Raw genomic sequence first — 22,400 nt, 5'->3', positions numbered from 1 at the left:
CTCCGAGGAGCCTCGCGATTGTTCCACCCGCACCGCCCCCGATGTCGACCACCCGCGTTAGCGTGGAGTCATGACCACTGCAGCCAAGGCCCAGACCCTTGTCGGACTCTATGACGCTCCGGAGATCCTCCGCGTCGTGAACGTGTGGGATGTCGTCGGCGCCCGTGCCGTCGCCGCCCTTCCTGAGACGAAGGCGATCGCCACCGCCGGACACGGCATCGCCGCCTCGTTCGGGTACGACGACGGTGCGACGCCGCGCGACCTGATGATCGACATGGTCGGGCGCATCGCGGCATCCGTCCAAGTGCCTGTCACCGCCGATCTCGACGACGGCTACGGAGACGCGGGGGAGACCACCCGCCTCGCGATCGGTGTCGGCATCGTCGGCGCGAACGTCGAAGACCGGCTCAAGCCGTTCGACGAGTCGGTCGCCGCCGTCGAGGCGATCGTGAAGGCCGCTGAAGCCGAGGGCGTCCCGTTCGCCCTCAACGCGCGCACCGACGCCTTCGTCCGCGCGGGTCACCGCCCGGTCCAGGAGAGCATCGCCGACGCGATCCAGCGGGGCCGCGCCTACCTCGACGCGGGTGCGACCGCGGTCTTCGTGCCGGGCCTTCTCGACGCGAACGTCACCCGTCAGCTCGTCGAGGGCATCGGCGAACGCAAGGTCAGCGTGATCGGCGTCCCCGGCGCTCTCGCCGCCTCGGACTACGAGAAGCTCGGCGTCGCACGCATCTCCTACGGGCCGCTCCCGCAGCGCGTGGCACTCACCGCGCTGCAGGAGCTCGCCGTCAGCCTGTACGGCGGGGGAGTCGTCCCGTCCGGACTGCCCGCGCTCAACTGACGTCGTCGCAGAGACGGGTGTCCACGGCTCACTAGACTTGAGCCGTGGTCACTCGTCTCTCGAAATTCTTCCTCCGTACGCTCCGCGAAGACCCTGCCGGTGCAGAGGTCGCCAGCCACAAGCTGCTGATCCGGGCGGGATACATCCGCCCGCAGGCTGCCGGCATCTTCGCGTGGCTGCCACTGGGTCTGCGCGTCAAGGCGAAGATCGAGGCCGTCGTCCGTGAGGAGATGGCCGAGGCCGGCGCGCAGGAGGTGCACTTCCCGGCGCTCATGCCGCGTGAGGCGTACGAGGCGACCGGGCGCTGGGAGGAGTACGGCGATCTGCTGTTCCGGCTCCAGGACCGCAAGGGCGGCGACTACCTCCTCGCGCCCACGCACGAGGAGGCCTTCACGCTGCTCGTGAAGGACCTGTACTCGTCGTACAAAGATCTCCCGCTGACGATCTACCAGATCCAGGACAAGTACCGCGACGAGGCGCGCCCGCGCGCAGGTCTGCTCCGCGGTCGCGAGTTCACGATGAAGGACGCCTACTCCTTCGACGCCTCGGATGAGGGCCTCGACGCCAGCTACCAGTCGCAGCGCGACGCGTATGAGCGCATCTTCCAGCGTCTCGGGCTCGAGTACGTCATCGTGCAGGCGGATGCCGGCGCGATGGGCGGCTCGCGCAGCGAGGAGTTCCTGCACCCCACGCCCGTCGGTGAGGACACCTTCGTCCGCAGCGCCGGCGGTTACGCGGCGAACGTCGAGGCCTTCACGACGGCTGTCCCCGAGGCGATCGCGTTCGACGCCGATGCGGCGCCGGTCATCTTCGACTCGCCGGACACCCCGACCATCGAGACGCTCGTCGCGCACACCAATGCACACCTGGACGGCGAGTACACCGCTGCGGACACGCTCAAGAACGTCGTCCTCTCGCTGACGCACCTCGACGGCACCCGCGAACTCGTCATCGTCGGCATCCCCGGCGACCGCGAGGTCGACGAGAAGCGCGCCGAAGTGGCCTTCGCCCCCGCCGAGGTGGCGACGGCCACGGCCGACGACTTCGAGAACAACCCGCTGCTCGTGAAGGGCTACATCGGCCCCTGGTCGCCGACCGGTGCGGTGCTCGGCGAGGAGTCGGCCACCGGCATCCGCTATCTGGTCGACCCGCGCGTCAGCGAGGGCACCAGCTGGATCACCGGCGCGAACATCGACCAGAAGCACGCGCACTCGGTCGTCGCCGGGCGGGACTTCTTCGCAGACGGCATCGTCGAGATCGCGAACGTCCGTGCCGGAGACCCCGCTCCCGACGGCTCCGGTCCCGTCGAGCTCGCTCGCGGCATGGAGATCGGACACGTCTTCCAGCTCGGTCGCAAGTACGCCGAGGCGCTGGGGCTCAAGGTCCTCAACGAGAACGGCAAGCTCGTCACCGTCACGATGGGTTCCTACGGCATCGGCGTGACCCGCATCCTCGCGATCATCGCCGAGCTCAACAACGACGACAAGGGCCTGATCTGGCCGGCATCCGTCGCGCCGTTCGACGTGCAGGTCGTGGCCGCGGGTCGCGACCAGGTCGCCTTCGACGTCGCTGAAGAGCTCTCGGCGCAGCTGGAAGGCGCCGGACTCGACGTGCTGTACGACGATCGACCCAAGGTCTCGCCCGGCGTGAAGTTCGGCGACGCGGAACTCGTCGGCGTGCCCAAGATCGTCATCGTCGGCCGCGGCGCCGCCGATGGTCAGGTCGAGCTCTGGGACCGGAGCACAGGGGAGCGCGACGCGATCTCCGTCGGCGACGTCGTGGAACGCCTGACCCGCTGAGTGTCTGCCCGAACGCCGCGCCCGCTCTCCCGCGGAGCGCGGCGTTGCGGGATGCATCAGCTCCTTCCCACATGCGACGCTGGGATCATGACGGACGAACCGCTGGCGGAGACCCTGACCGCTGAGATCGACGCGCTCCTCGACGACGCGGGAGTTCATGACGAACGCAGGCTCGTGACGCGGATGATCCGCACGGCGATCGGTCTCGGTGAGGACGATGCGGGCCGACTGGACCTGAAGATCGCCTCCGCAGCCCTCGCCGAGATGCGCGATGCGTTCCGGCTGTTCGCGCCGTTCCACGGCGTGCCGAAGGTCACGGTCTTCGGATCCGCGCGCACGCGACAGGACGACCCGCTCTACCTGCAGGCTCGCGACATCGCAGCGGCCCTCGCGACCGACGGCTGGATGGTCGTGACCGGAGCGGGTCCAGGGATCATGCAGGCCGCGGCGGAGGGGGCGGGCCCCGAACTCTCGCTCGGCGTCTCGATCCGGCTTCCCTTCGAGGAGAAGGCGAACAGCCTCGTCACGGGTCAGGGTCAGGTCGTCGCGATGAAGTACTTCTTCACGCGCAAGCTGATGCTGGTCAAGGAATCCTCCGGGTTCATCTGCCTGCCCGGAGGTTTCGGGACGCTCGACGAGATGTTCGAGCTCCTCACGCTCCAGCAGACCGGCAAGGCGGAGCCGACGCCCATCGTGCTCCTCGATCAGCCCGGCGGCACGTTCTGGCAGGGCCTGCAGCGCTACATCGATGACACCCTCGAGCCGATGGGCGTCATCTCACCCGGCGACTTCGACCGGGTCGTCGTCACCGACTCCGCGGACAAGGCGCGCGCCGAGATCGCCGGCTTCTGGCGGAACTACGATTCGCTCCGCTGGATCGGCGACTCGCTCGTCCTGCGTCTGCGGAACGAGCCGACGGATGCCGAGATCGAGTCGCTGAACGAGCAGTTCGCGCTGATGCTCTCGTCCGGGCGGATCGAACGAGCGGCGCCCCGGAGGGCCGAGGTCGCCGACGACGACGTGCTGCACCTGCCGCGACTGATCCTGCACCTGGACCAGCGTCAGGTCGGGAACCTGTTCCGGCTCATCCGGGCGATCAACGATCTTCCGTCTGCTCGCGCGCAGTGATGCCCGCGGCGAAGGCGTCGAGATCCACCGACCGGCCGAGGATGCGCTCCGCAGCCCGCTGCCCCGAGTAGTACGCCGCTCCGACGGTCGCGGGCTCAGCGCCCCAGGTCGCCTCGCCGGCGAAGTGCAGCACGTCGTCCACGGGACCGGCGAGCTCGTCGTGATCGTGATGCGAGGAGCCGAGGGCGAGGTGGGAGTATGAGCCGACGGAGAAGCGGTCCTCACCCCAGTGCGTGATCCAGTGCGCCACGGGCTCTCCGACCGCATCGCCGTAGAGGACCCGCAGCGCACGGACCACGTCGGCCACGACCTCGTCGTCCGGGAGCTCCTGCATGTGCCGACCGAACGGCCCCGCGGCGAACGTGAGCAGGGTCGGGATGCCGCTCACCGCCGAGACGTCGTACCAGGAGTGCCAGTGCTCACCGGCTTCGCCGAGCGCGCGGATGACGTAGCTCTCCTCGTTCCAGAACCGCTCGGGGAACTGGAGGAAGATCTTGTTGAAGACGCCCATGCCCAGCCGGTCGATGGGGCCGGCGACGGCATCGGGAAGCGCGGGCTCGAAGACGAGGGAGCCGCTCTTGAGCACCCCGAGCGGCACGGTCACGACCGCGCGATCAGCGGTGAACTCGGCATCGCTGGTGCGGACGACGACTCCGGCCGCCGACCGCGCGACGTGCGTGACGACGTGGTCGAGGCGGATGTCGAGTCCCGCGGCGATGCGGTGCGGCAGCTCGTCGTAGCCGCGCGGGAAGATCACCTCCTCGCCGTCGATCGCGTCCTCGTCGAGGCCATGAGCGTCGAGGTCGCCGATCCACGCGCCGCACTGCTCCTCGACGCGGTGGCGGAAGAACTCGCGGATCTCGTCGATGCGCTCGGGTGCGAGCCCGGAGCGGTCGAGTGCGCGCTCGGTGACGTCCAGATACGTGTCGCCGGGCGAGGACGCCGCGATCTCCTCGACGAGGAGACGGTCCGCCTCGTCGACATCCGCGATCCATCGTGCGGTGGCATCGGCATCCATCGGTCTGCCGTCGCCGTCGAAGTTCTCGATCGGGCGCCCGCCGACCTGGAAGCTGCCCACCGTGTACTCCAGCGTCGGCACATCGAGGGCCTGAGCGAGTCGCCAGAGCGCCGAGCCGTCGATCCCGTGGATCCATGACGCCCCGAGTTCGACGGGGAACCCGGCCTGCCGGTCCGAGTTCATCCGTCCGCCGATGCGGTCGCGCCCCTCGAGCACCACGACGCGCTGGCCGGCGTCCGTCAGCATCCGCGCAGCCGTGACGCCCGACATCCCGGCGCCGATCACGATGGTGTCGAACGAGTTCACGTGGTCCTCCTGCGGCGTCTTCGCCGCGGCGGCGCGGCTGCCGCCGTGGCAACAGGCGGTGGGCACAGGGTATCGTGGTACGGATGTCGCGCGTGCGATCAGGCGCGACGAGAGCTGAATAGGGAGGCCGTCATGGACATCGAACTGAGTCTGCTGCGAGGCATCGAGAAGGAGAAGGCGATCCCCTTCGAGGAGCTCGTCTCGATCATCGAGCAGGCGATCCTGACCGCGTACTCCAAGCACGTCGCCGCTGACGGTGCCACGCCCGAGGGCGTCCGCGTCGAGCTCGACCGCAAGTCCGGCCACGTCGCCGTGCTGCAGGTCGTCAAGGACGAAGAGGGCGCCATCATCGGCGAGGAGGACGCGACGCCCGACGACTTCGGCCGCATCGCCGCGTTCGCCGCCAAGCAGGTCATCAGCCAGCGCCTCCGCGACATCGCGGACGACGTCGTGCTGGGCGACTTCAAGGACAAGGAAGGCGACATCGTCGCCGGCGTCATCCAGCAGGGACCGAACCCGCGGATGATCCACGTCGATCTCGGCTCCGTCGAGGCCATCCTGCCCCCCGAGGAGCAGGTTCCGGGCGAGGAGTACACCCACGGATCCCGCCTGCGCGTGTACGTGACCAGCGTCGCGAAGGGGCTGAAGGGTCCGCAGATCACGGTGTCGCGCACCCACCCCGGCCTCGTGCGCAAGCTCTTCGCGCTGGAGGTGCCCGAGATCGCGGCCGGTCTCGTGGAGATCGTCTCGCTCGCCCGCGAGGCCGGGCACCGGACCAAGATCGCGGTGAAGGCCAACGATCCGTCGATCAACGCGAAGGGTGCCTGCATCGGCGAGATGGGGCGCCGCGTCCGCGCGGTGACCGAGGAGCTCGCGGGGGAGAAGATCGACATCGTCGATCACGACCCGGACCTGGCGACCTTCGTGGCGCACGCCCTGTCGCCTGCCAAGGTGACGAGCGCCTTCGTGCTCGACGCCGGCACCAAGGCCGTGCGCGCCCTGGTGCCCGACTACCAGCTGTCGCTCGCGATCGGCAAGGAGGGGCAGAACGCCCGCCTGGCCGCCAAGCTCACCGGAGCCAAGATCGACATCCAGCCCGACAGCGTCCTCGACGACTGACCGGATCTCGTCCCGACTCGCACCACGCGGGGAGAGGGGCGAGGGAACGCAGGTGTAAGATGGAACCCGTACGAACGTGCGTCGGCTGTCGCACGCGTGCTCCCCGCTCCTCTCTTCTCAGAGTGGTGTCCCAGAACAACGTGCTCGTCATCGACGAGCGTGCCGTTCTGCCGGGGAGAGGCGCGTGGCTGCATCCGACACAGGAATGCATGGATGCCGCTCTGCGGCGTCGCGCATTCGGACGAGCACTGCGCGTGTCCACTCAGCTGGACACGCGGACCTTCGAACAGCACCCACCAAGAAACAAAGGCTGAACAGCTATGGAAACAAAGTGAACGGCTCGAAATGAGACCCGTCCGCGACTAGTGGTCTGCCCTGTCTGGGTGGACCGACTCAGACAGGAGAATTGTGGCTGGTAAACCACGCGTACATGAGATCGCCGCCGAACTCGGCGTCGACAGCAAGGTCGCTCTTGCAAAGCTCAAGGAACTCGGCGAGTTCGTGAAGAGCCCGTCCTCGACCATCGAACCGCCGGTGGCGCGCAAGCTGCGTGCGGCGATCGAGGCCGACGGCTCGCTCAAGGCCGGTGCGGATGCCGCGCCTGCGGCCAAGCCCGCAGCGAAGCCCGCCGCCAAGCAGGCTCCGACCCCGGGCCCCAAGCCCGGCCCGAAGCCCGCCCCCGAGACTCCCGCTCCGGCGGCCCCCGCTCCGGAAGCACCTGCTCCCGCCGCGGAGACCCCCGCTCCGGCAGCCGAGCCGGCACCGGCGAAGTCCGATGACGGCGGCGCCCCGAAGCCCGGTGCCCCGCGCCCCGGCAACAACCCGTTCTCCTCTTCGCAGGGGATGGGCCAGCGTCCGGCGGGTCCCCGTCCGGGCAACAACCCCTTCGCTTCCGCGCAGGGCATGGGCCAGCGCCCGAGCCCGACGCCCGGAAACATCCCGCGCCCGCAGGCGCCTCGCCCCGGCGCTCCGCGTCCGGGCGCCCCGCGTCCCGGTTCCCCGCGTCCCGGTGGCGCAGGTCGCCCCGGTGGTGGCGGTCGTCCCGGCGGCGCACCGTTCCAGCAGCGTCCCGGCGGCCCCGGTCGTCCCGGCGGCGCGGGTGGACCCGGTGGTGCAGGCGGCCCCGGTGCACGTCCCGGTGGCGGTTTCGCCGGTCGTCCCGGTGGTGGCGGCGGCCGTGGCCGCGGTCCCGGTGGTGGTACCGCCGGTGCCTTCGGCAAGGGCGGCGGCAAGAGCAAGCAGCGCAAGTCGCGGCGGGCGAAGCGGCAGGAATTCGAGATGCGGAGCGCCCCGGTCGTCGGTGGCGTCAACGTCACCCGTGGCAACGGGGAGATCATCCGCATGCGTCGCGGCGCATCCATCGCGGACTTCGCCGACAAGATCGAGACGCTGACCGGCTACACCGTGCAGCCGGGAACCCTCGTCACCATCCTCTTCAACCTCGGCGAGATGGCCACGGCCACCGAGTCGCTGGACGAGGCGACCTTCGAGGTCCTGGGCGCCGAGCTCGGCTACAAGATCCAGATGGTCTCGCCCGAGGACGAGGACAAGGAGCTCCTCGAGGGCTTCGGTCTCAACCTCGAGCAGGAGCTGGAGGAGGAGAGCGAGGACGACCTCGAGATCCGTCCGCCGGTCGTCACCGTCATGGGTCACGTCGACCACGGTAAGACGCGCCTTCTCGACGCGATCCGCCAGACCAACGTCATCGAGGGTGAGGCCGGAGGCATCACCCAGCACATCGGTGCCTACCAGGTGTGGACGGAGCACGAGGGCATCGAACGTGCCATCACGTTCATCGACACCCCCGGTCACGAGGCGTTCACCGCCATGCGTGCCCGTGGTGCGCAGGTCACGGACCTCGCGATCCTCGTGGTCGCGGCCGACGACGGCATCATGCCGCAGACGGTGGAGGCCCTGAACCACGCCCAGGCGGCGAACGTGCCGATCGTGGTCGCCGTGAACAAGGTCGACAAGCCCGACGCCAACCCGTCCAAGGTGCGCCAGCAGCTCACCGAGTACGGTCTGGTCGCGGAGGAGTTCGGTGGCGACGTCATGTTCGTCGACGTCTCGGCGCGAGCCAACACCGGCATCCAGGACCTCCTGGATGCGGTGCTGCTCACCGCCGACGCCGGTCTCGACCTGACGGCCAACCCGAACAAGGCCGCTCGCGGTGTCGCCATCGAGGCGAAGCTCGACAAGGGTCGCGGTTCGGTCGCCACGGTGCTCATCCAGTCCGGAACGCTCCGGGTCGGCGACGCGATCGTCGCGGGTACGGCCTACGGACGCGTGCGTGCGATGGCCGACGAGAACGGCGAGCAGGTCCTCGAGGCCTACCCGTCGCGTCCCGTGCAGGTGCAGGGTCTGAACTCCGTGCCGCGCGCCGGCGACGTGTTCATCGTCACAGACGAGGACCGCATGGCCCGTCAGATCGCTGAGAAGCGTGAAGCGGTCGAGCGCAACGCTCAGCTGGCCAAGGCCCGCAAGCGCATCTCGCTCGAGGACTTCACCCGTGCACTCGAAGAGGGCAAGGTCGAGTCGCTCAACCTCATCATCAAGGGCGACGTGTCGGGTGCTGTCGAGGCGCTCGAGGAGTCGCTCCTCAAGATCGAGGTCGACGACTCGGTGCAGCTGCGCATCATCCACCGCGGAGTCGGTGCGATCACCGAGTCCGACGTGAACCTCGCGACGATCGACAACGCGATCATCGTGGGCTTCAACGTGCGTCCCGACACGAAGGCGCGTGAGCGCGCTCAGCGCGAGGGCGTCGACATCCGGTTCTACTCGGTGATCTACAACGCCATCGATGAGATCGAGAGCTCGCTCAAGGGCATGCTCAAGCCGGAGTTCGAAGAGGTCCAGTCGGGCGTCGCCGAGATCCGCGAGGTCTTCCGCTCGTCGAAGTTCGGCAACATCGCCGGTGTCATCGTGCGGTCGGGAACGATCACGCGAAACGCCAAGGCACGTGTCATCCGCGACGGTGTCGTGGTGGCCGATGGCCTCGCCATCGAGTCGCTGCGCCGCTTCAAGGACGACGTCACCGAGGTTCGCACGGACTACGAGGCCGGTATCGGTCTCGGCAAGTTCAACGACATCCAGATCGGTGACGAGATCGAGACGACCGAGCTCGTCGAGAAGCCTCGCGGCTGATCAAACCACCGCGGTCGTTGAGCGAGGAGCGAAGCGACGAGACGAGACGTCTTCTACAGGGCGTTTCGTCTCGCTTCGCTCGCTCAACGACCGCCAGGTCTTAGGAGAGAACAATGGCTGGTGAACGACAGGCTCGTCTGGCGGACCGGATCCGCGTGATCCTCGCCGAGCGGCTGGAGAAGGGGCTGCGCGACCCGCGCCTCGGCTTCGTCACCCTCACCGACGTCCGCGTCAGCGGCGACCTCCAGCATGCCTCCGTGTTCTACACGGTGCTGGGCACGGAGGAGGAGCGCATCGCCAGCGGTGCAGCGCTCACCTCGGCCACGGGCATGCTGCGCAGCGAGGTCGGACGACAGCTCAGTACGCGGCTCGTGCCGACGCTCGAGTTCATCCCCGATGCGCTCCCGGAGAACGCCGACCACATCGGCGCTCTCCTGCGTGAGGCGCAGGAGCGCGATGCAGAGGTCGCGAAGCTCGCCTCCTCGGCATCGCACGCCGGCGACGCCGACCCCTATCGCACCGAGGACGAGCAGGACTGACCTCGTCCGGCTGCAGGTCTGCTCCGGCAGGAACGTCGACCGATATACAACGTCGGTGAGACGCTCCGCCGGAGACTCCCCGTTGCTAGCCTCGCCTCTGCGGGATCGCATCCCGCCGAGCTGAGGGGGATCGGCATCGAGGGTTCGAACGCGCAGAGGGGCCTCCCGGCCACGCCGGAGGTCATCGAGGCGCTTCTCGACGATCTGCTCTCCCGCGGGTGGGGATGCGCGCCCCACGTCGTGTCTCGACTGGCCGTCGAGCTGCAGGGCGACGTGCCGGCCATCCGTGAGGTCGTGGAGCGCCTGCTGCCGGCGCAGCGGGCGGGGCTGCGCCCGCTGCCGACGCCGCTTCCGGTCGTCCCGGCGATCGCCGCCCGCTTTCACGACCTCCTCCTCCCGGCGCGAGATCGCGACCTCCTCCTCGCGCTCTCCGTCACGCTCGACGACCGACTCGATCCGCTGTTGACGTTCGACGGTCGGTCCGCGCTCGAGATCTCGGCGGCTCCGGTCGCTCGGCACCTGATCGTCCGGGCAGGGAGAGTGCGGTTCACGGACACGCGTCTGGCGATCTGGGTCCAGGCGAGGACGGACGCCGCCGTCGTCGGCGCCGTGCACGATCGGCTCAGCCGGGTCTTCCGGAATCGGGGTGATGCGGTGAGTGCGGACTGGCACCGGGCGCGGGCCTCGCTCGAGCAGGACCCGCGCGCCGCCGCCGAACTCACCCGGATCGCCCGGGAGCTGTCGGAAGCCGGCCATCCGGAGCGTGCTCTGCTCCTCGCGCGGGAGGCGACGAAGCATGCGGAGGGCGCCGACCGGGATGAGGCGCGGCTCGTCGCGGGCGCGGCCTCAGTGGGCGCGGGGTTCACGGTGGAAGCCGCGGAGTGGCTGGGGAGCCTGTTCCCCGACGGCACCGAGCGCCACCGGCTGCAGGGGCTCGCGGGATTGATCACCGCCCGCACGCATCTTCAGGGTGCGGTGCCGGACGTGGACCCGAGCTCCCTCCGCCCCCGCACGGACGACACCGGCGATTGGTATTCGTGGACCCGTGCAGCCGCCCTCGCCGCCGTGCTCTGCGCGGAGCGCGGCGATCGCCCGGGAATGCGCCGATGGCTGGATGCTCTGCGTGTCGGCGCGGCACGCGTCGGCGCTGAGCGTGAGCTCCGCGATCCGGTGATCGCCCTGAGCTGGCTTCTCGTCGGAGACCGCGACCTCGACGAGATCACCGGAACCGGGCCGCTCAGCGGACGGATGCTCAGCGCGTTGCGCGCGGCCGTCGACGGGGATGTCGACCTCGGACTGCGGACCCTGGCAGCGGACGCGATCATGGATGAGCAACCGGACTCCCTCGTGGCCGGCTTCGAGTTCAGCCCGGTGGTCCGGGCCTATCGGTCGGTCGTCGAGGTGCTGCTGCTCGTGTGGCGCGGCGACATCGGTCGTGCTCGCGAACGGATCCTGCTCGCCGCGCGTGAGCTCCCGATCGCGATGCCGTTCGCCGGCCTGGGGGTCGTGCTCGCACGCCGATTGGATCTCGCGGTGCGCGGCGAGATCGGTCCGGTCTCCCGTTGCCTCACGGCCGCGCTCCCGCCGGCGACGAGGATCGACGTCCTGGTCGACAGGGCGATCGCGTCGTTCCTCGCCGGTGCGTTCGACGATGCCGCCGCGTCGATGCGGCTCTGGCTCGACCTGGGGGCACCGCAGACGACCCTCTCGGTGCCCGGTCTCGACGAGGTCGCCGCGACCGCGGAGACCGGTTCGGATGCTCCGAGCATCGTCGCGCCGCCGGAGGTCTTCCTCGCGCACGAACTCCGGATCAGGATCGCGACCACGACCGACGCGCGCTGGCGGTCCGAGCGCGACGAGGTGCACGCCGCCGCCCGGACCCTGCGTTCGCCCTTCGCGAGAGCGCGCGTCGAGACCATGCTCGGCGTCCAGTGCGCCATCCGCGATGACGTCGTCGCCGCGCGAGGTCATCTGCGGATCGCCCGGCATCTCTTCGAACTCGCCGGGGCGGCCGCCTGGGCGCGGGCCGTCAGGGATCGGCTCGATCGCCTGGAGCCGCACGGGGCCGAGGCGGATGTCCCCACGGACCCTCTGTCGTCGTGCCGACACGTCTGGTCGCAGCTGCTGACCGCACGCGAGGTGGAGGTGGCGATGCTCGCTGTGGGCGGCGCGGGGAACAAGGACATCGCCGCGGCCCTGAGCGTCTCCGTCCGGACGGTCGAGGTGCACCTGGGGCGCGTCTTCGCCAAGCTCGACGTGCGTCGGCGGGTGGAGCTCACGGCGCTCGCGCACCGCACCAATCGGCACGTCTGAGCCGCGAGGCGGTCTGTCAGCGCGGCAGGGAGATCGATTCTCCGTCCGCCTCCGCGAGCCCGTCGGCGATCAGGGAGTCGATCGCCCGATCGCGCTGTCGCGCATCCGGCCAGTCGTGCAGGACCGTGTGCAGCGGCACCGGAGCGGGCGCGGCATCGCGCAGCAGCCGCAGGACCGCGCCACGTGCCTGCCGGTCCGAACCCTCGTACGCCGCCTGGCGTCGGCGGGTGTCGCCGGTGTCGGGCCGTCCCGCGGCGAGCCAGGCGCAGGTGCCGGCGAGAGGACAGACCTCGCAGCGCGGGGATCGCGCCGTGCACACCGTCGCGCCCAGCTCCATCGCGCCGGCGTTGAAGGCCGCGGCGTCGACGTCGTCCGAGGGCAGGAGCGACTCCATCAGCGTCAGGTCCCGGCGGGAGGGCGGCGCGGGCTGCGCGCGACCCTCCACCGCCCTGGCGAGCACGCGGCGCGTGTTGGTGTCCACGACGGGATGGCGGTCTCCGTATGCGAAGACGGCGACCGCCCTGGCTGTGTAGTCGCCGATGCCGGAGAGTGCGAGGAGCGCGTCGACGTCGCGCGGGACGACGCCGCCGTGGCGCGCTGTCACCTCGACGGCGGCGCGATGCAGCCACAGTGCGCGGCGCGGGTACCCGAGGTTGGCCCACTGCTGCACGACGTCCGCCGCGGAGGCCTCGGCCATCGCCGGAGGCGTGGGCCAGCGCGCCAGCCACGCCTCGAGGTGCGGGATCACGCGGGCGACCGGAGTCTGCTGCAGCATGAACTCGCTCACCAGCACGCCCCATGCGCCGAACTCCTCATGAAACGCCGCGCGGCGCCAGGGGAGATCACGGGCACCGAGTCGATACCATCGGAGCACCGGCCGGACGATCTCCTCGAGAGGGTGTGAGGGGGTCACGGGCACGACGACAGCCTAGGCGAGCGCGACGCGTGCTCGAGAACCGGAGAGCGGCGATGCGAACGAACGACATGCGACGGGTCTTCTCCGCGGTCGCGGCGGCCGCCGTCCTCGGCATCCTGACCGGATGCGCGCCTTCGACCGCGGAGGAGCCTTCGGCCGGACCCACCGCCTCGACGGAGCCGACGCCGACGCCGACCGCGACTCCCGAGGCCGATCCCGCCGACCCTGCGACCTGGGTCATCAGCGAGGCGGGGATCGGGCCCGCGGAGCTGGGCGGCGACTTCGCCGCCGTGCTCGGAATGCTCCCTGACACCTGGAAGAACGACGACGTCTGCTCCTGGACGGCGTGGTGGACGGCGGCGGACTCGTCCTACGGTGCGTACTTCGTGCGCGGCACCGAATCCGACACGGCGCCCGTCAGCGAGGTGTCGGTGTACTCGGCCGCGGAGGACCTCGGCAGCGTCCAGGGTCCTCGGACCGCGGAGGGACTGGGCGTCGGCGCGTCGACCGCGGAGGTGCTCACGGAATACCCGGACGCGGAGCAGGGATCGGATGAGATCGGGAGCGGCACATGGATGCGCCTTCCCGGTGATGCCGACGGGCACGTCTTCTTCCAGTTCCGAGACGGCGAGGACCAGGCGAGCAGCGTGACGGTCACGTCGCGGGACGCGCCCTCATACGAGGTGTGCGGCTGATCGTCGGGTGACGGCGGCACGCGGCCCGCATCGTAGGCTGGGGGGATGGTCTCGCCCGGCATCCTCCTCGTCGACAAGCCCGCAGGGCTGACCAGTCATGACGTCGTCGCCCGCACGCGCCGCGCGTTCGGTACGCGGAAGGTGGGGCACGCCGGCACACTCGATCCGATGGCCACCGGACTGCTGGTGATCGGCATCGAGGGCGCGACGCGTCTGCTCACCTACGTCGTCGGCGCAGACAAGACCTACGAGGCGACGATCCGTCTGGGGCAGACGACCGGCACCGACGACGCCGACGGCGAGATCGTCGGGGTGGCCGATCCGGAGGCATGGGATGCCGTGACCGAGACCGCCATCCACGCCGGCGTCGCGGCGCTGACCGGGGAGATCTCGCAGGTCCCCAGCGCCGTGTCGGCGATCAAGGTCGACGGACGCCGCGCCTACGACCGTGTGCGCGCGGGGGAGGACGTCGTGCTCGCCGCACGCGATGTCACCGTCTCGCGGTTCGACGTGCTCTCAAGACGTCAGGGGGACGGCGTCCTCGACCTCGATGTGGTCGTCGACTGCTCGTCCGGCACCTACATCCGCGCGCTCGCGCGCGACCTCGGCGCGGCGCTCGGCGTGGGCGGTCACCTCACGTCGCTGCGCCGCACACGGGTGGGTCCGTTCGCGGTGTCGGATGCCGTCGTGCTCGACGACCTCGCCGACGCGACGACGCTGACGCCCGCCCAGGCCGCCGCGCGCATCCTCCAGCCTCTGACGGTATCGACGGACGAGGCGCGCGACCTCCGGCACGGCAAGAGGCTCGCCGATCAGGCCGCGCGCCTCGACGGCGCTCTCGCCGCCGCGATCGACGAGGACGGCACGCTGGTGGGCATCGTCGAACGACGGGGCGCCGATCTGAAGAGCGCCATGAACATGCCGGAGGTGGCGCGATGATCCTGTGGCTGACCGTCGTCCAGATCGTCGTGGCCGTCGCCGCCGGCGCCTTCTGCATCGTCGCCGGACTCGCGGGCCGCCGACCGAGCGACGTCAGCGTCGGCGCCCTCGCGCTCGTGGAGCTGCTCCTGGTGGTGCAGGTGATCGCGGCGATCGTCGCGCCGTTGGCCGGCAATCCGCCCACCGGCGACCTGCTCGAGTACTGGGTGTACCTGGTCTCGGCGGTGCTGCTGCCGGTCGGGGCGGTGCTGTGGGCGCTGATGGAGCGCAGCAGGTGGAGCACGGTGATCCTCGGTGTGGCCGCCCTGGCCATCGCGATCATGCTCTGGCGCATGCAGGTCATCTGGACCGTGCAGATCGCATGACGCCGGAAGCGCCGGCGGAGTCCCGCATCCCCACGCGGCTCTAAGATGGAATGCGCTATGAGCACCACCACCCCCTCCACTCGGATGACCGGAATCGGTCGCGTCCTCGTGATCGTCTACGCCGTCATGGCGCTGGCCGCCACGGGGCGCAGCTTCGTGCAGATCGTCCGGCGTTTCGACGAGGCGCCGCTCGCGTACTCGCTGTCCGCACTCGCTGCGGTGGTCTACATCCTCGCCACCCTCGCCCTCATCCTCGCGCGCCGTCGAGGGTGGTACACGGTCGCCTGGATCGCCATCGTGTTCGAGCTCACCGGGGTGCTCGTCGTCGGACTGCTCAGCATCCTCCTTCCCGCTCTGTTCCAGCACGAGACCGTGTGGTCGCTCTTCGGGCGCGGATACCTGTTCATCCCGCTGGTGCTGCCGGTGTTCGGCATCTGGTGGCTCCGCACGCACCAGCCGTCCGCCGCGGATCGTCCGATCGAGGTCACCGCGTGATCGTGTTCCGCAGTCCCGCCGAGGTGCCGGACGACTTCGGCCCCAGCGCGGTGGCGATCGGCAAGTTCGACGGCGTCCACGCCGGCCACCGAGCGGTCATCCGCCGCCTGAACGAGGCGGCAGCCGCGTCGGGCAGCCGCGCGGTCGCCGTGACCTTCGACCGGAACCCCCTCGCCGTCCTCCGCCCCGATCGGTGCCCGGAGAACGTCGTGACGGTCGACCGCAAGCTCGAGCTCCTCGGGGAACTCGGTCTCGACGCGACGCTCGTGCTCACCTTCGACGAGGAGCTCGCGGCGCGCAGCGCCGAGGACTTCGTCGTCGACATCCTCGTCGGCGCGCTGAAGGTGTCCACGGTCCTCGTGGGGCAGGACTTCCGGTTCGGTCGCGGGGGAGCGGGCACGCCTGCGCTGCTCCGGGAACTCGGGCCGGCGCATGGCTTCTCCGTCGAGGTCGTCGACGACGTGTATCTGCCGGGGTCGCCCCGGCGCGTCTCGTCGACGTGGATCCGCGAACTGCTGATCGACGGCGATGTCACGGAGGCTGCGCGTGTGCTCGGGCGTCATCCCGACGTGCGCGGCGAAGTCGTCCACGGGCTCAAGCGCGGTCGGGAGCTCGGCTTCCCCACCGCGAACCTCTCGACGATCGTCGACGCGTTCGTCCCCGCTGACGGGGTCTACGCCGGATGGCTCATCGACCATGACACCGGCATCCGTCATCCGTCGGCCATCTCGGTCGGGACCAACCCGACCTTCGACGACGTGCTCGAGCGCCAGGTCGAAGCGCACGTGCTCGACGAGACGAGCCTCGATCTCTACGGTCACGACGTCACCGTCGAGTTCGTCGAGCGGCTGCGCGGCATGGTCGCGTACGAGGGCATCGACAAGCTCTCGGCCCAGATCGCCGTCGACGTCGCGGACGCGCGACGGGTGCTGACCGGGGCTGTCCGCTGAGCTCGTGACGTGCTCCGGTGACGAAATCCTCCGTCGCCGGGGTCGGATGGCATAGACTGGTGACCGGTTCGAACCGATCCTCACGCGCATCGCGTGCATCGGCGGGAACCGGAACTACTGTTCGTACGGTCCTGGCTCACGCCACACGCGGACATCGAGAACGGCTCACGGCTTCATGAGGATGCCGGGGCCTTCACGCTCAGGAGGAGCATGCCGACCACGGCAACCGCCGCCACGCGGCGCAAGAAGACGTCCCGTCGAGACGACGAGGCCCCGCTCATCCCGATCCTCGCGCGCAAGGTGCGCGAGATCGAGGCGAAGTCGCAGCGAGGGAAGCTCGGCCCGACCAATCGGGTCAAGTTCCAGGTGATCGCGTTCCTGGTGCGCGAGGAGCGCGCCAGGGTGAAGGCGGATGCCGAGATCGGCGACCCCGCCCGCGCGGAGCTGCTCAAGCGGCTCGACGGCGTCGCGACCATCCTCGCGAAGACCGCCGCGCGCGACACCTCGCTGATCCAGCTCCTCGAAGCCGACCAGGCGACATCGCCGGTCGCCAAGCGGATGCGTCGAGACTGGCTGCTCGAGTCCGGAGCCGAGCTGGCACCGGAGGAGCTCATCATCGCGGATGCGGCTCCCGTGCAGATCTCCTCGGTGCCCGCGGCGATCGCCGAGCGCCAGGTCACGCCTCCGTCGGTCGAGTCCCGACAGCTGGCGAACCCCTTCCTCGCGCCGGACCTGACCCCGCGCAGCACCTCGACTCCGCGTCGTCGCCTCGACGGGTGGGAGCTGATGGGCCCGCTCTACAAGGCGTTCGAGACCGGAGCGGGCGGAGCCGCTGCCACGATGGAGCTGCCCCCTGCCCCCGAGTACGACCACCTCTCGCCCAAGGGCCTCGAGGTGATGGTGCACCAGTCCCGCTTCCTCGAAGCCGTGCGCGCCGGTCACCGCAGCTTCCTGCTGGCCGACGAGCCGGGACTCGGCAAGACGGCGCAGTCGCTGCTCGCCGCCTCCGTCGCCGGCGCCTATCCGCTGCTCGCGGTCGTCCCGAACGTCGTGAAGATGAACTGGGCCCGCGAGGTCGAGCGGTGGACGCCCCAGCGCCGTGCCACGGTCATCCAGGGCGACGGCCAGGACATCGACGCCTTCGCGGACGTCTTCATCGTCAACTACGAGATCCTCGACCGCCACCTCTCGTGGCTCGGCTCGATCGGTCTGCGCGGCATGGTCGTCGACGAGGCGCACTTCATCAAGAACCTCTCGTCGCAGCGGTCGCAGAACGTGCTCTCGCTCGCGACGCGGATGCGCGAGCGCACGCCCGGCGGCGACCCGCTCATGCTCGCTCTCACCGGAACCCCGCTGATCAACGACGTCGAGGACTTCGACGCGATCTGGCGGTTCCTCGGCTGGACCACGGGCGAGAAGCCCGGACCCGAGCTGATGGAGAAGCTCGACGCGACCGGGTTCACCCCCGCGGACAAGGCGTTCTATCCCGAGGCACGCGACGCCGTGATCTCCATGGGGATCGTCCGTCGCAAGAAGAAGGACGTCGCGGCCGACCTCCCCGACAAGCTGATCGCCGATCTGCCCGTGCAGCTCGACGACGAGTTCGGGCGCAGCATCCGTCAGGCCGAGCGCGAGCTGGGGGAGCGGCTCGCCGCTCGCTACCGCCGCATCATCGAGGCCCGTTCCTCCTCTGCTGGGTCCCTGAGCTCGTCGAAGGGGGCCCCGGGCGAGATCGACGAGGACATCGTGCGCCTCGTCGCGCAGAACGAGCTCGAGGAGTCGAAGGCCGCCGGAACCGGCGGAGACAACGTCTTCACGATGGTTCGCCGCATCGGTCAGGCCAAGGCGCAGCTCGCCGCCGACTACGCAGCACAGCTGCAGCGCTCGGTCGGCAAGGTCGTGTTCTTCGCGAAGCACGTCGACGTGATGGATCAGGCGGAGGCGCACTTCGCCGCCGCGGGGATCCGGTCGGTGTCGATCCGCGGAGATCAGACGTCGACGGCGCGTCAGCAGGCGATCGACGACTTCAACGGCGATCCCGACGTCGGCATCGCCGTCTGCTCGCTCACCGCCGCAGGCGTCGGGCTCAACATGCAGGCCGCGTCCAACGTCGTGCTGGCCGAGCTGTCGTGGACGGCCGCCGAGCAGACCCAGGCGATCGACCGCGTGCACCGCATCGGACAGGACGAGCCGGTCACCGCGTGGCGGATCATCGCCGCGCACACGATCGACACGAAGATCGCCGAGCTCATCGACCAGAAGCAGGGGCTCGCGGCGCGCGCTCTCGACGGCGAGGCGATCGACGACGTGGCGGCGGAGCCGGTGCAGCTGGCGGCCCTCATGCACCTGCTGCGGCAGGCGCTGGGCGCGGCATAGGCGTCAAGAACCCGGTTTCTTAACGGCGATTTCGGGTCCGAAACCGGATGTGTCGTGAAGTTCTGCGACGGTCGGTCTCGACGTCGTAAAGATCATCGGTTTTCGCCGCTCTCGAATGGCGCCGAACCGCACGGTGGCACTAGTGTCGATCGCAGGCAGCGTCGCCTTTCCCCCTTTCCCCGAACGTCGGAAGGCACCAGCATGAAGATCGGCATCCTGACGAGCGGCGGCGACTGCCCCGGACTCAACGCGGTCATCCGCGGCATCGTCCTCAAGGGCACCACCACGTACGACCTCGAGTTCGTCGGCATCCGCGACGGCTGGCGCGGCGTCGTCGAAGGCGACTTCATGCCGCTGACCCGGCACGAGGTGAAGGGTCTCTCCAAGGTGGGCGGCACGATCCTCGGGACGAGCCGCACGAACCCCTACGAGGGGGAGCGCGGCGGCGCCGAGAACATCGCGAAGACGCTCTACGGTCACAAGATCGACGGCATCGTCGCGATCGGCGGCGAGGGCACGCTCGCGGCCGCCGATCGCCTGTCGAAGGACGGCATCAAGGTGCTCGGCGTCCCGAAGACGATCGACAACGACCTGCAGGCCACGGACTACTCCTTCGGCTTCGACACGGCCGTGAACATCGCCACCGACGCGATGGACCGGCTGCGCACCACGGGAGACTCGCACCAGCGCTGCATGGTCGCCGAGGTCATGGGCCGTCACGTCGGCTGGATCGCTCTGCACGCCGGCATGGCGGCAGGGGCGCATGTCATCTGCATCCCCGAGGTGCCGATGTCGATCGACGACATCACGGCGCTCGTCACGAGCGCGCACGACCGTGGTCGTGCGCCCCTGGTCGTCGTCTCCGAGGGGTTCAAGCTCCTCGGCATGGAAGAGGCGTACAGCGACAAGGGCCTCGACGCGTTCAACCGTCCGCGTCTGGGCGGCATCGGCGATCAGCTCGCGCCGGAGATCGAGCGCATCACCGGAATCGAGACGCGCGCCACGATCCTCGGACACATCCAGCGCGGCGGGTCGCCCTCGGCGTTCGACCGCGTGCTCGCGACGCGCCTCGGCCTGCATGCCGCAGACGCGATCGTCGAAGGCGCCTGGGGCCAGATGGTGGCGATGCAGGGCACCGACATCGTGCGCGTGCCCTTCGCCGACGCTCTCGGCGAGCTCCACACCGTGCCGCGCTACCGCTACGACGAGGCCGCTGCCCTCTTCGGCTGAGCGCCCGCCAGGCCGAGCGTGTCGAGCAGCCAGGCGAGCTCGAACGCGCGCTCCTTCCAGGAGTTGTAGCGTCCGCTGACGCCGCCGTGGCCGGCGATCATCTCGCACTTCAGGAGGACGTCGGATGCGCCGGCCTCACGGAGCCGGGCGACCCACTTCGCGGGCTCCACATAGAGCACACGGGTGTCGTTGAGCGATGTCACGGCGAGGATGCGCGGATAGGCGACGCCGTCGCGGACGTTCTCATAGGGCGTGTACGACTTCATGTACGCGTAGACCTCCGGGTCGTGCAGCGGGTCGCCCCACTCGTCCCACTCGATCACGGTCAACGGCAGTGAGGGGTCGAGGATCGTCGTCAGCGCATCCACGAAGGGGACCGCGGCGAGGATGCCGGCGAACAGCTCGGGAGCGAGATTCGCGACCGCGCCCATCAGCAGACCGCCCGCGCTGCCGCCCTCGGCCACCAGCTGCTGCGGGGTGGTCACGCCGGTCGAGACGAGGTGCTGGCCGCAGGAGACGAAGTCCGTGAACGTGTTCCGCTTGTGCAGCAGCTTGCCGTCCTCGTACCACTGGCGGCCCATCTCGCCGCCGCCGCGGACGTGTGCCACCGCGAAGACGACCCCGCGGTCGAGCTCGGAGAGCCGGGCGACGGAGAAACCCGGATCGATCGAGTGCTCGTAGGAGCCGTAGCCGTAGAGGTGCACCGGTCGCGGTGCCGATCCGGGGTCGCCGAACGCGCGCTTCCAGACCAGCGAGATCGGCACCTGCGTGCCGTCGGAGGCCGTCGCCCACTCCCGCCGCTGTCCGTACTCCGTCGGGTCGTACCCGCCGAGCACGGCGACCTGCTTGCGCAGCACCAGTTCGCGGGAGGCCAGATCGAGGTCGTACACGGTGCCGGGGGTCACGAACGACGTGTACCCGAGTCGCAGGAACGGCGAGTGCCACTCCGGGTTGCCGCTGACACCGGCCGAGTACAGCGGCTCGTCGAAGGAGATCTCCTCGACGGCGTCCGTCGCGTAGTCCAGCAGGCCGACGCGCTCGAGCCCTCCGCTGCGGTACTCGACCGTCGCGAAATCGCGGAACGCATCCATTCCGAGGAGTCGACGGCCCGGCTCGTGCGCGATCACCACGCGCCGCTCGCCCTGGGGGTCGGATGCCGCGACCGAGACGAGCTCGAAGTCGAGGGCCCCATCGTTGTGCAGGATCAGCAGGCGATCCTCGCCGTCGACGACGGCGTGCTCGAGCGAGTACTCGACGCCCTCGACCCGCGGCCATACGAGCTGCGGCTCGGCCGTGAGATCTCCGGCGAGGTCGACGAGATACTCCTCGCCGGTGATGCTCGACCCGACCCCGATCACGAGGTAGCGGCGGCTGCGCGTGATCCCCGCCCCCAGCCAGAACTTCTCATCCGGCTCGTGGAACAGCGTGACGTCCTCGGAGACGGGGGTTCCCAGGCGATGGAGCCACAGGGTGTCGGGCCGCCAGGCCTCGTCCCGCGTGGTGTAGATGACGCCGGTGCCGTCCGGCGTGAAGAAGGCGCCGCCGGTGTTCGGGATCACGTCGTCGAGCGTGATGCCCGTCGTCAGATCGCGCACGTGCACCGTGTAGAGCTCGTCGCCCTCGAAGTCGGTGGACCAGAGCAGCTTGGTCGCGTCGTCCGAGGTGTCGAAGGCCCCGAGCGAGAAGAACTCATGGCCCTCGGCCTCGACGTTCCCGTCCAGCAGGACGACCTCCCCGGGAACGGGCACGCCGGGCTCCAGAACCGGGGGAGTCCAGTCGCCGGGGGCAGCGGCGGCCCGGCAGTGGATGCCGTACTGCGCGCCCTCCTCGGTGCGGCTGTAGTACCACCATTCTCCGCGACGGGTGGGCACCGACAGGTCGGTCTCCTGCACCCTGCCCTTGATCTCCTCGAACAGCTTCTCGCGGAGATCGGCGAGATGCGCGGTCTCCGCCTCGGTGTGGGCGTTCTCCGCCTCGAGGTGCTCGATCACCTCGGCGGACTCCTTCGCGCGGAGCCACTCGTACGGATCGTCGAACGCGTCTCCGTGGTGGGTGCGAGTGGTGGAGCGGCGGTCTGCGGTGGGGGCGTCGGTCACCGTCCCACGCTATCCCAGGTCGAGTTGACCGGCGCGGGGGAGGGTGGGAGGATTTAGCGGGGCCGGTAAACGGAAGTGAAACCCACGGTGAACTCTTCGTTCATCACGTCGATCCCGTCGACATCTCC

At 69.7% G+C, this 22,400-nt stretch carries 18 protein-coding genes; 15 read left to right on the top strand and 3 right to left on the bottom strand.

Features of this window, described 5'->3' with window-relative positions; all coding sequences use genetic code 11:
• The first annotated feature begins 70 nt into the window (after positions 1-70).
• The 3 genes from DC434_RS10595 to DC434_RS10585 all read left to right on the top strand — a co-directional run bounded on the left by DC434_RS10595 (position 71) and on the right by DC434_RS10585 (position 3,768).
• Complete coding sequence (locus DC434_RS10595; RefSeq protein ID WP_116635234.1) at positions 71-841, top strand: isocitrate lyase/phosphoenolpyruvate mutase family protein; 771 nt, start codon at positions 71-73, stop codon at positions 839-841.
• A 44-nt stretch (positions 842-885) separates the two neighbouring features.
• Complete coding sequence (locus DC434_RS10590) at positions 886-2,640, top strand: proline--tRNA ligase (RefSeq protein ID WP_116635233.1); 1,755 nt, start codon at positions 886-888, stop codon at positions 2,638-2,640.
• Positions 2,641-2,727: 87 nt separating this feature from the next.
• Positions 2,728-3,768: a TIGR00730 family Rossman fold protein gene (locus DC434_RS10585; protein ID WP_116635232.1), complete on the top strand. Its 1,041-nt coding sequence runs from the start codon at positions 2,728-2,730 to the stop codon at positions 3,766-3,768.
• Here DC434_RS10585 and DC434_RS10580 read toward each other — a convergent pair.
• Positions 3,737-5,158 (bottom strand): NAD(P)/FAD-dependent oxidoreductase, encoded by a 1,422-nt coding sequence (locus DC434_RS10580; RefSeq protein WP_347707147.1) that lies wholly within the window; start codon positions 5,156-5,158, stop codon positions 3,737-3,739. The two genes, DC434_RS10585 and DC434_RS10580, sit on opposite strands and share 32 nt — an antisense overlap.
• Positions 5,159-5,224: 66 nt before the next feature.
• On the opposite strand from DC434_RS10580, the gene nusA reads away from it, so the two are divergent.
• The 5 genes from nusA (at position 5,225) to DC434_RS10555 (ending at position 12,210) form a co-directional block, all read left to right on the top strand.
• Positions 5,225-6,211: a transcription termination factor NusA gene (gene nusA, locus DC434_RS10575; protein WP_116635230.1), complete on the top strand. Its 987-nt coding sequence runs from the start codon at positions 5,225-5,227 to the stop codon at positions 6,209-6,211.
• A gap of 59 nt (positions 6,212-6,270) precedes the next feature.
• Positions 6,271-6,525 (top strand): YlxR family protein, encoded by a 255-nt coding sequence (locus tag DC434_RS10570; RefSeq protein WP_116635229.1) that lies wholly within the window; start codon positions 6,271-6,273, stop codon positions 6,523-6,525.
• 94 nt (positions 6,526-6,619) lie between these two features.
• A complete protein-coding gene (gene infB, locus DC434_RS10565) occupies positions 6,620-9,358 on the top strand; it encodes a translation initiation factor IF-2 (RefSeq protein WP_116635228.1) in 2,739 nt (912 codons plus the stop codon).
• A 113-nt stretch (positions 9,359-9,471) separates the two neighbouring features.
• Positions 9,472-9,897, top strand: coding sequence for a 30S ribosome-binding factor RbfA (rbfA, locus tag DC434_RS10560; protein ID WP_116635227.1), 426 nt, complete (start codon positions 9,472-9,474; stop codon positions 9,895-9,897).
• 240 nt (positions 9,898-10,137) lie between these two features.
• A complete protein-coding gene (locus DC434_RS10555) occupies positions 10,138-12,210 on the top strand; it encodes a helix-turn-helix transcriptional regulator (RefSeq protein WP_116635226.1) in 2,073 nt (690 codons plus the stop codon).
• A 16-nt stretch (positions 12,211-12,226) separates the two neighbouring features.
• On the opposite strand, the gene DC434_RS10550 is transcribed toward DC434_RS10555, so the two are convergent.
• Positions 12,227-13,096, bottom strand: coding sequence for an A/G-specific adenine glycosylase (locus DC434_RS10550; RefSeq protein WP_243408904.1), 870 nt, complete (start codon positions 13,094-13,096; stop codon positions 12,227-12,229).
• An 83-nt stretch (positions 13,097-13,179) separates the two neighbouring features.
• On the opposite strand from DC434_RS10550, the gene DC434_RS10545 reads away from it, so the two are divergent.
• The 7 genes from DC434_RS10545 (at position 13,180) to DC434_RS10515 (ending at position 20,176) form a co-directional block, all read left to right on the top strand.
• On the top strand, positions 13,180-13,821 hold the full coding sequence (locus DC434_RS10545) for a hypothetical protein (RefSeq protein WP_116635225.1): 642 nt from the start codon (positions 13,180-13,182) through the stop codon (positions 13,819-13,821).
• 45 nt (positions 13,822-13,866) lie between these two features.
• Positions 13,867-14,760, top strand: coding sequence for a tRNA pseudouridine(55) synthase TruB (truB, locus tag DC434_RS10540; RefSeq protein WP_116635224.1), 894 nt, complete (start codon positions 13,867-13,869; stop codon positions 14,758-14,760).
• On the top strand, positions 14,757-15,125 hold the full coding sequence (locus tag DC434_RS10535) for a hypothetical protein (protein ID WP_116635223.1): 369 nt from the start codon (positions 14,757-14,759) through the stop codon (positions 15,123-15,125). The genes truB and DC434_RS10535 overlap by 4 nt, the downstream gene beginning before the upstream one ends.
• A 57-nt stretch (positions 15,126-15,182) precedes the next feature.
• The gene (locus tag DC434_RS10530) at positions 15,183-15,620 is read left to right on the top strand and encodes a hypothetical protein (RefSeq protein WP_243408889.1); all 438 of its coding nucleotides are present in this window, start codon (positions 15,183-15,185) and stop codon (positions 15,618-15,620) included.
• Entirely contained in the window at positions 15,617-16,570 is a 954-nt protein-coding gene (locus DC434_RS10525) for a bifunctional riboflavin kinase/FAD synthetase (RefSeq protein ID WP_116635221.1), read from the top strand. Before DC434_RS10530 ends, DC434_RS10525 begins: the two co-directional genes overlap by 4 nt.
• A gap of 210 nt (positions 16,571-16,780) precedes the next feature.
• On the top strand, positions 16,781-18,946 hold the full coding sequence (locus DC434_RS10520; RefSeq protein WP_116635220.1) for a DEAD/DEAH box helicase: 2,166 nt from the start codon (positions 16,781-16,783) through the stop codon (positions 18,944-18,946).
• 201 nt (positions 18,947-19,147) lie between these two features.
• Complete coding sequence (locus tag DC434_RS10515) at positions 19,148-20,176, top strand: 6-phosphofructokinase (protein WP_116635219.1); 1,029 nt, start codon at positions 19,148-19,150, stop codon at positions 20,174-20,176.
• Here DC434_RS10515 and DC434_RS10510 read toward each other — a convergent pair.
• Positions 20,146-22,272 carry a S9 family peptidase gene (locus tag DC434_RS10510; protein ID WP_116635218.1) on the bottom strand — a complete coding sequence of 709 codons (2,127 nt, stop codon included), beginning with the start codon at positions 22,270-22,272 and terminating at the stop codon, positions 20,146-20,148. The two genes, DC434_RS10515 and DC434_RS10510, sit on opposite strands and share 31 nt — an antisense overlap.
• Positions 22,273-22,400: the final 128 nt, after the last annotated feature.

Source organism: Microbacterium sp. TPD7012, assembly GCF_003075395.1.
Taxonomy (GTDB): Bacteria; Actinomycetota; Actinomycetes; order Actinomycetales; family Microbacteriaceae; genus Microbacterium.
The sequence above is the reverse complement of the archived record's forward strand: the minus strand, read 5'-3'. Positions and strand labels throughout refer to the sequence as shown.